The organism is Kribbella sp. NPDC048915 (genome assembly GCF_040649595.1).
Lineage (GTDB): Bacteria > Actinomycetota > Actinomycetes > Propionibacteriales > Kribbellaceae > Kribbella.
The window spans coordinates 112,755-124,835 of the sequence record NZ_JBEZFT010000002.1; the positions used below are offsets into that span (position 1 = coordinate 112,755).

General features: G+C 69.5%; 14 protein-coding genes. 4 read left to right on the forward strand and 10 right to left on the reverse strand.

What is annotated here, in order from left to right:
- Positions 1–65: 65 nt before the first annotated feature.
- The 3 genes from AB0B82_RS01675 to AB0B82_RS01685 all read right to left on the reverse strand — a co-directional run bounded on the left by AB0B82_RS01675 (position 66) and on the right by AB0B82_RS01685 (position 4,117).
- Complete coding sequence (locus AB0B82_RS01675) at positions 66–665, reverse strand: lytic polysaccharide monooxygenase (RefSeq protein WP_360161305.1); 600 nt, start codon at positions 663–665, stop codon at positions 66–68.
- A gap of 273 nt (positions 666–938) precedes the next feature.
- Entirely contained in the window at positions 939–3,056 is a 2,118-nt protein-coding gene (gene malQ, locus AB0B82_RS01680) for a 4-alpha-glucanotransferase (RefSeq protein ID WP_360161307.1), read from the reverse strand.
- A gap of 53 nt (positions 3,057–3,109) precedes the next feature.
- On the reverse strand, positions 3,110–4,117 hold the full coding sequence (locus AB0B82_RS01685) for a DUF2157 domain-containing protein (RefSeq protein ID WP_360161308.1): 1,008 nt from the start codon (positions 4,115–4,117) through the stop codon (positions 3,110–3,112).
- 74 nt (positions 4,118–4,191) lie between these two features.
- Between AB0B82_RS01685 and AB0B82_RS01690 the strand changes: the two genes are divergently transcribed.
- A complete protein-coding gene (locus tag AB0B82_RS01690) occupies positions 4,192–4,989 on the forward strand; it encodes a mechanosensitive ion channel domain-containing protein (RefSeq protein ID WP_360161310.1) in 798 nt (265 codons plus the stop codon).
- A 73-nt stretch (positions 4,990–5,062) separates the two neighbouring features.
- On the opposite strand, the gene AB0B82_RS01695 is transcribed toward AB0B82_RS01690, so the two are convergent.
- The 4 genes from AB0B82_RS01695 to AB0B82_RS01710 all read right to left on the reverse strand — a co-directional run bounded on the left by AB0B82_RS01695 (position 5,063) and on the right by AB0B82_RS01710 (position 6,899).
- Positions 5,063–5,494, reverse strand: coding sequence for an OsmC family peroxiredoxin (locus AB0B82_RS01695; RefSeq protein ID WP_360161312.1), 432 nt, complete (start codon positions 5,492–5,494; stop codon positions 5,063–5,065).
- A gap of 28 nt (positions 5,495–5,522) precedes the next feature.
- Complete coding sequence (locus AB0B82_RS01700) at positions 5,523–5,942, reverse strand: globin (RefSeq protein WP_360161314.1); 420 nt, start codon at positions 5,940–5,942, stop codon at positions 5,523–5,525.
- Positions 5,943–6,063: 121 nt separating this feature from the next.
- Entirely contained in the window at positions 6,064–6,483 is a 420-nt protein-coding gene (locus tag AB0B82_RS01705) for an acyl-CoA thioesterase (RefSeq protein WP_360161316.1), read from the reverse strand.
- Positions 6,480–6,899 (reverse strand): thioesterase family protein, encoded by a 420-nt coding sequence (locus tag AB0B82_RS01710; RefSeq protein ID WP_360161318.1) that lies wholly within the window; start codon positions 6,897–6,899, stop codon positions 6,480–6,482. The genes AB0B82_RS01705 and AB0B82_RS01710 overlap by 4 nt, the downstream gene beginning before the upstream one ends.
- A gap of 139 nt (positions 6,900–7,038) precedes the next feature.
- On the opposite strand from AB0B82_RS01710, the gene AB0B82_RS01715 reads away from it, so the two are divergent.
- Positions 7,039–7,794 carry an SDR family oxidoreductase gene (locus AB0B82_RS01715; RefSeq protein WP_360161320.1) on the forward strand — a complete coding sequence of 252 codons (756 nt, stop codon included), beginning with the start codon at positions 7,039–7,041 and terminating at the stop codon, positions 7,792–7,794.
- 53 nt (positions 7,795–7,847) lie between these two features.
- Entirely contained in the window at positions 7,848–8,303 is a 456-nt protein-coding gene (locus tag AB0B82_RS01720; RefSeq protein WP_360161322.1) for a MaoC family dehydratase, read from the forward strand.
- A gap of 43 nt (positions 8,304–8,346) precedes the next feature.
- On the opposite strand, the gene AB0B82_RS01725 is transcribed toward AB0B82_RS01720, so the two are convergent.
- Together AB0B82_RS01725 and AB0B82_RS01730 are read right to left on the reverse strand one after the other, a co-directional pair.
- Positions 8,347–9,231, reverse strand: a complete 885-nt coding sequence (locus tag AB0B82_RS01725; protein WP_360161324.1) for a GNAT family N-acetyltransferase — start codon at positions 9,229–9,231, stop codon at positions 8,347–8,349.
- 97 nt (positions 9,232–9,328) lie between these two features.
- On the reverse strand, positions 9,329–10,231 hold the full coding sequence (locus tag AB0B82_RS01730) for a GNAT family N-acetyltransferase (RefSeq protein WP_360161326.1): 903 nt from the start codon (positions 10,229–10,231) through the stop codon (positions 9,329–9,331).
- Positions 10,232–10,500: 269 nt separating this feature from the next.
- On the opposite strand from AB0B82_RS01730, the gene AB0B82_RS01735 reads away from it, so the two are divergent.
- Entirely contained in the window at positions 10,501–11,043 is a 543-nt protein-coding gene (locus AB0B82_RS01735) for a hypothetical protein (protein ID WP_360161328.1), read from the forward strand.
- 35 nt (positions 11,044–11,078) lie between these two features.
- Here AB0B82_RS01735 and AB0B82_RS01740 read toward each other — a convergent pair whose 3' ends face one another.
- Entirely contained in the window at positions 11,079–12,050 is a 972-nt protein-coding gene (locus AB0B82_RS01740; protein WP_360161330.1) for a WYL domain-containing protein, read from the reverse strand.
- Between the last annotated feature and the right edge of the window lie 31 nt (positions 12,051–12,081).

A 12,081-nucleotide genomic window follows, 5' to 3' on the forward strand; every position in this document is an offset into this window, starting at 1 on the left:
AATATGGGGCGGTTATTTCAAGGAGTGCCTTCCCAGGAAACATATTCACGAAACGTGAGGTTGAATTAGAAACTGACGTCCGAGCACTGGTAGAAGGCGTTGCCGGTGTCGGCGATGGTCCAGACCGCGAGGATCATGTGCCGCCCGGTCCGGCCGGTCGGGATCGTGCCCGGATGGGCCACGTCGTTCGGCGGGCGGGTGCCGTTCATGGTGACGGTGAGGAACGGCTGCAGGTCGAGCGCGGACCGCGTCAGCGGCTGCGTCGGATCCCAGCCCTGCTTGGTCAGGTAGTACTTGAAATCGGTCGTCGAATGCGGCGCGGTCAGGTGCCACGTGAACGTGAACCCCTGTCCGCCCTGCAACGGCGTCGCCGGCCAGGTCCCGCCGCGCTGATCGTCCAGCTCGGCGAACTGATCCAGCCCCGCCGAGCAGAGCCTCCCATCCGCGGGACCGGTCTGCGGGAACCCCTTGGGGCCTTCCACACTCTGCGGCTCCCACTGGATCTGCCCGCAGCCGGTGACGGCTCCGGATTGACAGTTCTTGGCCCGGCTGACCGGCCCGGTGGTGTACCCGTGGCCGTACGCGAGCGGAACCGACGTGGTCACTGTCAGAGCGAGCGCTCCGACGGCAACCCCGAGCATGCTGATCGCTCTTCGTCGCAGCATGCGATCTCCTTCCACTGTTGGGGCGGTGGACAGCGAAGGAAGGGCGCCTCTCCCGCTAAATAGAAAACAACCGTTCCAATCTATTGTCAACGGTTTGTAGGCAACTGACCACACACTGCAATCAATCCCTCCGGAAACCGCTCCGGCGTGATCAAGGCGTGTCAGCTCAACAGGACGTGTCTGACGACAGGTAGTGCAGTTGAGCGTGAATCGCTCCCCGCGTACACCGTCTCACGGATGCACTACCTATCGAGAGTGCACACCGACCGCCGGTCAGAGGTTGAGCGCTCCGATGAGCCGGCGGAGGCGGTGGTTGTTGGGCAGGTCCTCGATGAGGAGAGACTCGCCGTGGGGACCGCCCAGCGGGACTCGCCAGTTCGGGTACTCGTCAGTGGTGCCGGGCTGGTTCTGGGTACGGCGTTCGCCGACGGCGTCGGTCAGCGCGACACCGACCAGCTTCGCGGGTGTGTGCGCGACGTACCGATGCAGCGCCTCGATGATGCGTTCGACATCCCCGTCGGTGTTGCTCAGCAGGTGACGTTCACGCAGCGCGTTGAGCCACGCGTCGCGGTCCGCCTCGTCGACGGCGAGCTCCTCCTCGACAGGTCTCGTCAACAGGCCCAGGCGGTTCCGCAGCTCCACGTGGTCGCCGGCCAGGTAGCCGGCCGTCGGCGGCAGGTCGTGCGTGGTGACCGTGGCGAGACACAGTTCCCGCCACCGCTCCGGCGCCAGTGGCTTCCCGTTGGCGTCACGCTCGAACCAGAGCACCGACGTCCCGAGGATGCCGCGCTCGGTGAGGTAATCGCGCACCCAGGGCTCGACGGTCCCCAGGTCCTCGCCGATCACGGTCACGCCGGCACGCTGTGCCTCCAGCACGAGGATCCCGACCAGCGCCTCGTGGTCGTACCGCACATACGTCCCCTCGGTCGGCCGCTCCGGCGAAGTCACCCACCACAGCCGGAACATCCCGAGGATGTGGTCGATGCGCAGTCCGCCCCCGTGGCGCATCACCGCACGCACCAGGTTCCGCCAGGCGGCATAGCCCGTCTCGGCGAGCGCGTTGGGCCGCCACGGCGGCTGCGACCAGTCCTGTCCCTGCTGATTGAACGCGTCCGGCGGCGCTCCCACGTGGATGTTCGGCGCGAGTACGTCCTGCAGCGCCCACGCGTCAGCGCCGTCCGGGTGCACACCGACAGCCAGGTCGTGGACGACGCCCAGCGACATGCCGGCCGCTTTCGCGCGCGCCTGGGTTCGGGCCAGCTGCTCGTCGAGCTGCCACTGCAGCCAGCAGTGGAACTCCACCGCGTCCGGGTTCTCGTTGCGGAAGGTCGCAACAGCCGGAGCGCCCGGGTCCTGCAGCTCTTCGGGCCACTTGCTCCACTCCGGACCGTGGACATCGGCGATCGCCGCCCAGGTCGCGAAGTCGATCAGCCCCTGCCCCTCCCGGTCGCAGAACGCACCGTACTCGGCGATCCGCCCCACGCTCGGCTGCACCCGGAACAGCAGCTGCAGTGCCTCGCGCTTGGTCGCCCACACCGTGTCCCGGTCGAGCGCCGTGGAGTCCTCGCTCAACGCGCGCGCCTGCAGCGCCAGCGTCCGTACCCGATCCCGCTCCGCCGGGGCGAGATCGCCGTACTCGTCGATGTCCTCGATCCGCAGGTAGATCGGGTTCGCGAAACGCCGCGACGCCGGGAGGTACGGCGAGGGCTCCATGCGGCCTGCCAGCTCGGCCGCGTGCAACGGGTTCACCAGCACGAAGCCGGCGCCCAGGTCGTGTGCCGACCACGCAGCCAGGTCGGCCAGGTCGTGCAGATCACCGATACCCCAAGAACGCCGCGAGCGAACGGAGTACAGCTGCAGCACCCAGCCCCAGGTCCGGTGCAGTTTCTCCGGCTCCAGCTTCGCGGGCGTGACGATCAGCGTGCTTGTAGAAACCTCCGGACTGCCTCCGACACGCGCGCACAGCCGGTGGTACCCCACCGGGAGATCCCCCGGCAGCTGGAACGTCGCCTCACCGACCTGGACGCCGTCGACCCACTCCGGCTCCACCCAGTGGTCCTGCTGCGGGATGTCCCGGCGCTGGCCGCCGTCCTCGAGGTCGACCCACACCTCCGCCGTCGAGCCGTGCGGCAGGTGGACCGGGAACCAGGGCGTCCAGCCGGAGCGCATCACCACGGTCGGCGGCAGCGTACGGCGCCAGCGCGCCTGCTGGTGCTCCGCGAGGGCGAGGGCGGCTTTTTCGGGCGTGGACGCGTCGACACCGAGTGCCGCGAGGACGTGGGCGACGACCTCGCTGGAGACGATCACGTGCTCGCCCTGCCAGTTCCAGTACTCCGTCGCCACGCCATGGGCAACCGCTAGCTCGACAAGGGCCGGAGTGGGAGCAGTCACCTCAGCGAGTCTGCCGTATCAACCGCGTCCGTAGCCAAACGGCGCGCGCCGGATCACTCGTCGGACCCGCCACGCCGGCTGAGGATCAGCACGGCCAGCAGCAGCACCGCACTGGCGATGACGAGCCCGATGGCCACCCCAGCCAGGTTGCGGGTCAGCTGGAACAGGGCGATCGGCCAGATCACCAGAAGAATCGCGCAGCCCACCACGAGGTACGCCGACCGCCGCGTCCGCCCGTACGCCACCAGCAGCGCCGCGGGGCCCGCCGTACCGACGGCCAGCGCCATGATCTCGCCGCGTTCCTGGACGAGCCAGCACACCGACGAACTGAATGTCGCTGCTCCGGCGAGTGACCAGGACGTCACCTGATCGCGCACCAAACCGAGCATCGCGAGCACGAACGCGACCACGATGAACCCGGTCCCGGCGATGCCGGCGCTGTTCGGGGCGGCTCCGGTGTCCGGAGTGAGGACATCCGCCGTGATCACCAACACACCGACCGCCAGGATCCCGAACGTTGCCACCAGCAACGAAGGCCCTTGCAGCCAGTACACCCCGGCGGCGACCAGACCGAGCGCGACCGCGACGCCGACGACCCGGCCGGTCGGCCCCTCGATCGCCACGTAGATCGCGAACCCGGCCACGCAGCAGCCCAGCGCCGCGAGCGCCGAACTCAGCTGCTCGCGGCGACGCACCAGCGCGAGCACGACCGCGGCGCCGAGCAGTACGACGGCGGCCGTGGTCGCGGTGGAGACCCGCGCGGCGCGGCCCATCTCACCCCAGTTCGCCAAGGTCAGGAGCGCGACCGCGCCGAGGAGCAGCGCACCGCCGATGTAGCCGAGCACCTCGACCAGCGCGCTCGTGTGCGCCGCCAGCGACGGCCGCTCGACCTTGGCCGGCTCCGGCGTGGCGGGCTCGGCGTACGGACGGGGTCGCCCTGGGTCGGCGAGCGCCGCCTCGATCTCGGCGTCGGCGGCGTCCCGGATGGAGTCGGCCTGGTACTGGCGCAGCACACCAGCACTCACGAGCCTCAACAGCTCGTCGTCCAGGCGGCTCGACATGCGATCGCTTCTCCTTGTCAGCCCTACTAGCATCGGGCGGCGAGATGCCTATTCTGACCAGCTACCTTGCGTCCTTGCACAGTCACCCCCTGTTTTCGTCGCTGCTGAGCCTGCCGGAGGCGTTCCCAACGTTCTTCCGGATGGGCAACGACGGCAAACTCGAGGTGACCGATCAGGTCGTGGTCGTGCCGGCCCGGATCGCCGGCCTGATCATCGGGTTCTTCCTGCTGCGCTGGCTGCTGCACAAGGTCATCCGCCGGTTCGCGCGGCGGACCGGTAACGGTGCCGTGGCCGGGGTACTGGCGCGGTCCAAGATCGGCCAGGGCTTCGTCGAGAACACGCTGGCGACCGAGCGCCGGGCGCAGCGCGCCGAGACCATCGCCTCGCTGCTGTGCAGTGCGGTCACGATCGTGCTGACCGCGGTCCTGGTGGTGATGGTGCTCGCCGAGCTCGGCTTCAACGTGCTGCCGGTGATCGCGTCCGCGAGCATCATCGGCGTGGCGCTCGGCTTCGGCGCCCAGACGCTGGTGAAGGACTTCCTGGCCGGCGTGTTCATGATCTTCGAGGACCAGTACGGCGTCGGCGACCTGATCGACATGGAGAAGGCGACCGGCGTCGTGGTCGCGGTCGGGCTGCGGATCACCACGCTGCGGGGTGCGGACGGCACCACCTGGTACGTCCGCAACGGCGAGGTCCTTCGGGTTGGCAACATGACCACCCGCGACCCGAACAGCGCAGGCTCCTCGGGTGTCGGCTCCGGCGCCGAGAAGGAAGAGGAGACCAAAGACGAGCTGACCAGGGCCGAGGAGTCCGGCGCCGTCGAGTCCCAGACCGCCGAGAACGCCGCGACGCAGGACGAGCGCCGCGCCTGACCGCTGCTGACACCCATAAGGACGAGAACGCCTCCCGCGCGCACGGCACGGGAGGCGTTGTCAGGTACGGCGGTCAGGCGGTGAAGGTGACGTCCAGCGTGATCGTCGTACCGGTGAGCGCCTGCGAGACCGGGCAGTTCTTCTTCGCGCCCTCGGCGAACTCGGCGAACTCGTCCGCGGTCAGGCCCGGGACGTTGCCGTTCACCGACAGCTTGATGCCGGTGATGCCCTCGCCCGGCTGGAAGGTCACGTCGGCCTGGGTGTCGAGCGACGCCGGCGGGTTGCCGGCCTGGGCCAGCGCGTGCGACAGAGCCATCGAGTAGCAGGCCGCGTGCGCGGCGCCGAGCAGCTCCTCGGGGCTGGTCCGGCCGCTGGCCTCCGGCTCGGTGCGGGCAGCCCAGGTCACGTCGAAGGAGCCGAGCGCGGACGACTCCAGGGCGACCTTGCCGCCGCCTTCGAGCAGCGAGCCTTCCCAGTGGGCCTTCGCGGTGCGGGTAGCAGCCATACTCGTTCTTTCTCCTTATGCAGAAGTGTCAGCGGCCGGACACGTCGATCGCGCCCGGGTACTGCGGTTCGTCGGTGTTCACCATGCTGTGCGCGGCCATCACCATGTAGCGCCAGATCTCCTCGTCCCGCTCCGGGTCCAGGGCGATCTCGTCGAGCGCGGCCCGCATGTGGCCGAGCCAGCGGTCCCGTGCGCTCGGGGTGACGGCGAACGGGGCGTGCCGCATCCGCAGCCGGGGGTGCCCGCGCTGCTCGGAATACGTCTTGGGGCCGCCCCAGTACTGCTCCAGAAACATCCGGAAGCGCACCTCGGCCGGGCCGAGGTCCTCCTCCGGGTACATCGCGCGCAGTTCGGGGTCGGCGGCGACACCGCGGTAGAACGCGGCCACCAGCCGGTGGAAGGTGTCCGCCCCACCGACGGCGTCGTAGAAGCTCTGCTGCTCAGTCATCTCGCTCCTAGGGTATGTCGCCCGATCCCACGCCGTAGCGAGCAGGTGCCCGCCGAGTGCCGCGCAGTAGGTGTGGGATCGGGCACCATGCCCGCGTGTCTGCGGTGGTCTCGAGGTGCAGTCAGGCGGTCTCGAGATGCTTGACCAGGGCTGTCCGTTCGGCGTCGTCGAGGGGACGCTTGGCGTGCGTCGTACCGTCCACAGCGACCAGTACGGACTCCGCCTTCGCGTACACCTCGTCGGCCCCGCCGCTGCGGTCCACGATGCGCGAGCCGAGCGTGTACGACGACGTACCGACGCCGGCCACCCACACGTCGACGTCGTACGGCGGGTGCCGCAGCAGCATCGGACGCAGGTAGTCGACGCTTTGCCTGACCAGCACGCACGGGTACTGCGCGAAGAAGTCGCCCGTCGTCTCCAGCAAGTGGCTCAGAAAGGCGATCCGCGCCTCCTGCAGGTAGTCGAAGTACCGCACGTTGTTGACGTGGTCGTAGGAGTCGATGTCGGACCACCGCACGAGCACGGGGTGACTGAAACTCATGCGCCCACCAGTTTCTCCAGGGCGGCGCGCTCGACCGGGGTGATCCGGCGCAGGCGGTTCGCGGCGAAGTCGAACGGGACCAGCTTGGTGGCGGCGTCGACATAGGTACGGCGTTCCGGCTCGGCGTCGAGGATCTCGTACCCGACCGTGAACGACGCCGCCTTGATCTCGCTGATCCACAGCTCGATCCGCACCGGCTCGGGCCGGAACCGCAGCGGCGCGCGGTACTGCACCTCGTGCCGGGCGACCAGCAGACCGGTCTCGAAGTTGTCGGCGCCGAGCTCCTTGGCGGTCCGGAACAGGAAGTCGACGCGGGCGTCCTGGAGGTAGTCGACGTACCGGCCGTTGTTGACGTGGCCGAGTGCATCCATGTCTCCCCAGCGCAACGGGCAGTGGTAGACGTGGCGATTTCTCATCCGGTGCTCGATTCTGGCAGCACCCACCGCCGCGGTCTGTGATCATCCACACGACGATCATGTCATCCGGGGTGCTTCCGGCGTGACGGACCGTGGGTAATGTCATCTCCGGCAGACCAGTGACCGATTGGAGTGGTAGATGAGCGCGCAGCGGGTGGCGATCGTGACCGGGGCGGCCCGGGGAATCGGCGCGGCTGTCGCGCAGCGTCTCGCCAAGGACGGGAACGCGGTCGCGGTCGTCGATCTCGACGAGGCGGCCTGCGCGCAGACCGTCACGGCGATCACCGAGGCCGGCGGCCGGGCGATCGGGGTCGGTGCCGACGTCAGCAAGTCCGACCAGGTCAGCGCGGCGGTCGAGCGGGTGGTGGCGGAGCTCGGCGCGCCGACGATCCTGGTCAACAACGCCGGCGTCCTGCGGGACAACCTGCTGTTCAAGATGTCCGAGGACGACTGGGACACGGTGATGGCGGTGCACCTCAAGGGCAGCTTCCTGATGTCGAAGGCCTGCCAGGCGCACATGGTCGAGGCCGGGTACGGGCGGATGGTCTTCCTCTCGTCGACGTCCGCGCTCGGCAACCGCGGCCAGGCGAACTACGCCTCCGCGAAGGCCGGCCTGCAGGGTCTGGCCAAGACGCTGGCGATCGAGCTGGGCAAGTTCGGCATCACCGCGAACGCGATCGCGCCGGGTTTCATCGAGACCGACATGACCGCGGCGACCGCGGCCCGGGTCGGCGTCGACTTCGAGGAGTTCAAGAAGGCGACGGCCGCGACGATCCCGGTGCAGCGGACCGGCAAGCCCGAGGACATCGCCGCCGCCGCTTCGTTCTTCTGCAGCGAGGAGGCCGGGTTCGTATCCGGCCAGGTGCTGTACGTCGCCGGCGGACCGCGGAACTGAGCCGGACCAGAGCAGACCAGAGCAGAACTGAGCGGACCTGAGGAGCCTGGCATATGCCGCAGACCTTCCACGGCGTCGACGAGGTGCTGCACGCCGTCGGCACCCCGCTCGGCGAGACCGAGTGGCTGGAGATCACCCAGGAGCAGGTGAACCAGTTCGCCGACGCGACCGGCGATCACCAGTGGATCCATGTCGACGTCGAGCGGGCCGCCCAGGGCCCGTACGGCGGCACGATCGCGCACGGGTACCTGACGCTGAGCCTGATCGCGCGCTTCGGCGACGAGTTGTTCAGCGTCGACGGTCTGACCGCGAAGCTCAACTACGGCGTCAACAAGGTCCGCTTCCCCACTCCGGTTCCGGTCGGCTCCCGCGTCCGCGCCGGCGCCTCGATCGCGAACGCGGTGCAAACCCCGGCCGGCGTCCAGGTCTCCCTCAACTGGGTGATCGAACTCGAGAACTCCACCAAGCCCGCCTGCGTCGCGGAAACGGTCGTCCTGCTGGTCCCGTGACGTGCTGCCCCCAGGTCGGAGCGGGCAGGTCGGAGCGGGCGGGTCAGAGCGGGCAGATCAGCACGGCGTGCGTCGCGATGCGGTGGTAGCCGAGCCAGTCGTTGACGGCCCGCATCGGGGCGTTGCCGTCGTAGTTGGCGGTGTACGCGCCCTGGACGCCGGCGCCGGCGGCGCGATGCAGCGCGGCGGCCTTGACCAATTTGGCGAGGCCCCGGCCGCGGTACTCCGGCATCGTCGACGTCATCTTCGACCAGATCTTGGTGTGATCGCCGAGGCTCATCGTGAATGCGACGACCTCCCCGCGGTACATCGCGGCCAGGCTCAGATCGAGGACTGTCTCGGGTGACTCCCAGACGCCGGCGAGCCAGTCGTCGTACGGCCGGGTGGCGATCTTCGCGTCGCCGGGCTTGGTGCGCTGGGCAACCATGTCGGCGGCGTACAGCAGTTCGGGCGCGACCTTGCTGAGCGGCACCAGGGCGACTTGGCTCGGCGCCTCGGGTTGCGGCGGCGCCTTGCGTGGATCGATCCCGGAGTACAGCACCTGGCGCGTCTGCCGGTACCCGAACCGGCTCGCCCACTCAACCGACTCCGGTTCGGCGAAGACCCGCGCCGTGGTCGCGCCCGCCGCCCGCAGCTCGTCGTGCGTTGCCTCCAGCAACCGTGTCCCGATCCCCCGGCGCCGGAACTCCGGGCGCACCAGCAGCCGCAGTTCCCCGTCCAGCGGGTCCGAGCCCGCGATCAGGCCGTACGTCGCCCAGCCCGCCAACTCGCCTCCGTCGAACGCCGCGAAGGTCCCACGCCCCGGCTCGTTGCCGCGCGCGAGCCGGCGGACCAACGCGCCCCGGGTGACCACCAGGTACGGCACCAGTTCGTCGTGCAGCGCGGCCGCCGCGTCCACGTCCCGCGGTTCCGCCGCCCTGATCTCCATCCGACAACTCCTTGGGCGCTCCAACGACAGTGAAGTTCCCCGGGAATCTAGCGTCCTTTCAGGCGCATACCGGAACTGAACCCATTACAGCTCTGTTTCAGAGGGACTTCAGCAGCCCCAGTTCGGTCTGCACCCTGCGGTACCCGAGCCAGCTGTTCACCGCGAGCATCGGCCCGTTCTCGTCGTCGTTGGAGGTGTACGCCGCGGTGATCCCAGCCGTTGCGGCGCGCCGCAACGCCGCCGACTTCACCACCTTCGCCAAGCCCCGGCCGCGGTACGCCGGCAGCGTGCCGGTCATCCCCGACCACATCCGGTCCTGGTCGGTCTCGACCATGCTGAACGCCACGATCGTGTCGCCGGCCGCCGCCGCGATGCTGAGCGACCTGTCGAGCGACGGGCTGTTCCAGATCTCGTCGAGCCACTGGTCGTACTCGACCGCGTCGAGCGGCGTGTCGCTCGGCTCGTCCGCGGTGACCACCACATCGGCCGTGTACACCGCGCGCGGGTCGACGGCGTCCAGGGCGACGAGCTCGATCCCGGCCGGTACCGGCGGCGGTTCGGGCAGGTCCTTCAGCTCGACGCCGGCGAAGTGCATCTTCCGCGTCCCGTCGTACCCGAGGTTGCGGGCGAACTCGAGGCCCTCGGGCTGCACGAACGCGCGCACGCGGACCGCGCCGACCTCGGTCAGGTGCTGGTGCAGCCGCTCGACGAGTTCGCTGCCGATGCCCTGCTCGCGATGATCCGGGTGTACGTAGAGGTCCAGCCAGCCCTGGCCGGGTTTGCTCGTCCACACGTTCAGCCCGGTCGCACCCCACGCAACGACGCGGTCCTCGACCTCGGCCACGAGCGGCAGGAAGCGTTCGGCGGGCGTGTGCTGGGTGATCATGTACCGCGCCGCGGCCGGTGACATCGCCTTGTACGGGTACACCACCCGGCGGACCGCCGTCACCGCCTCGGCGTCGTCCTCCACCGCGCGCCGCACCTTCGCCCGAGTCACCATGGTTCGGACCCTAGCCAGCGGCGCCCGGCGACCGCCACGGATTAAGTGACAGGATCGCGCGCCGCCCGTGATTCGGATGTGTGCCCGACTCGTACTAGAGTGGCGCGGTGCTGTCGGACTGATCGCCCCGACCGCCGGAAGTGCCATCGTGGTTGCACGCGACGGGGTCACCGGCGGCGGGGCGTCCGCCTCTCTCCCCTCCCGACGCCTCGCTCCCTTTGACGCACAGCTCCCTTGACGCCTGGGGCCGTCAGGGATAAACAGCCGTCATGGAGATGACCGACGGAGCTGCGGCCGCCCGAACCCTCGCCGGCCTGATGGTCTCCGACGCACCGCGTCCGGAGTACGCCGAAGCCTTCGCGCCGTTCGCGCCGCTGATCGGCAGCTGGGACCTCGACGTCGCGTGGTACGACGCCGACGGCGCGGTGTCCCGGCGTACGCAGGGCGAATGGCACTTCGCGTGGGCCCTCGACGGCCGGGCGGTCGCGGACATCTGGATCACCCCGAGCCGCGCGGCGCGGGCCACCGAGGGCGACGGCGAGTGGGGGCTGTCGATCCGCATCTACGACCCGGAACTGCAGGCGTACCGCTCGACCTGGATGGGCCCGAAGGCCGCGTTCGTGATGCCGTTCGTCGCGCACGCGTCCGGCGACACGATCACGCTCGACGCGCAGCAGGCGAACACCCGCTGGGAGTTCACCGGCATCACCGAAACCGGCTTCCGCTGGCGCAACGAGGACATCGATGCCAACGGCAACGCGATCCTGCGGCAGACCTTCGTGGCGACCCGCCAGGTGGCGAGTCGTCGGTAGGAGTGGTCCGATGAGAGTCGTCGAGGGCTGAGTGGTCAGCCGTAGGTCGCCACCGCCGCCTCGGCCAGCTGCAGCATCCGCGCCCGGAGCCCGACCGGCTCCAGCACCTCGACGTCGCCCGCGAAACCGAGCAGCACGCCACACGCCGCCTCCCGGACGCGGAAGTGCATTCGCAGGTGCGGCCACTCGTCGTCACTCGGCACGCCGCGTACGACCTCCCCACGCGCCAGCATCGGCGTCGCGATCCGCCGTACGAAGGCAACTCGCTCAGGCCGCACCCGGACCAGGACGTCCACTCCCTCCGGCACCTGCTGCTCCAGGCTCGACCGCAAGCGTTCCCACTCGGCGTGGAGGTCGAGGTCGTCAGGGCGCTCCGCCGCCTCCTCCAGTACGTCGGCCTGCTCGACGCGGGACACCCGGTACATCCGGGAGGCCCCGCGGTGCGCTGCGACGAGGTACCACCGCCCCGCCTGCTCCACGAGCCCCCACGGGTCCACTGTTCGTTGCTGCACGCCCTCACTGGCCGACGCGTAGCGCAGGCGGACCCGTCGGCGCGTGACGACGGCCTGCCGCAGTACGGGCAAGGCGCCGGTGTCCTCGGCGTCGGCGAACCACCGTCGGCGGTCCACCACGATTGCCCCCGACAGGGCGTCCGCATCCGGCTGCAGTTCGACCGGCAGCGTTGCGGACAGCTTGCCCATGGCGGAGCGCAATGCGTCCCGCAGACCGAGTTCGTCTGCCAGCGCAGCGCGCCCGGACCACGCGAACAACGCCTGCGCCTCACGCGGCGTCAGTTCGCTCACGTCGGCGCGGTAGCCCGGCAGCAGCACACAGCCCCCGTTGCGGCCGCGCTCGGTGTACACCGGCACACCGGCTGCGGACAGCGCCTCCATGTCCCGGATGACGGTCCGCCGGGACACCTCGAGCCGTTCGGCCAACTCCCGTGCGCTCAGCCGCTCGTGCCGCTGCAACAACAGGATGATCTGCAACAAGCGGTCGGCGCGCATCCTCCAACAATATGGGACAGAGGATGTCGCA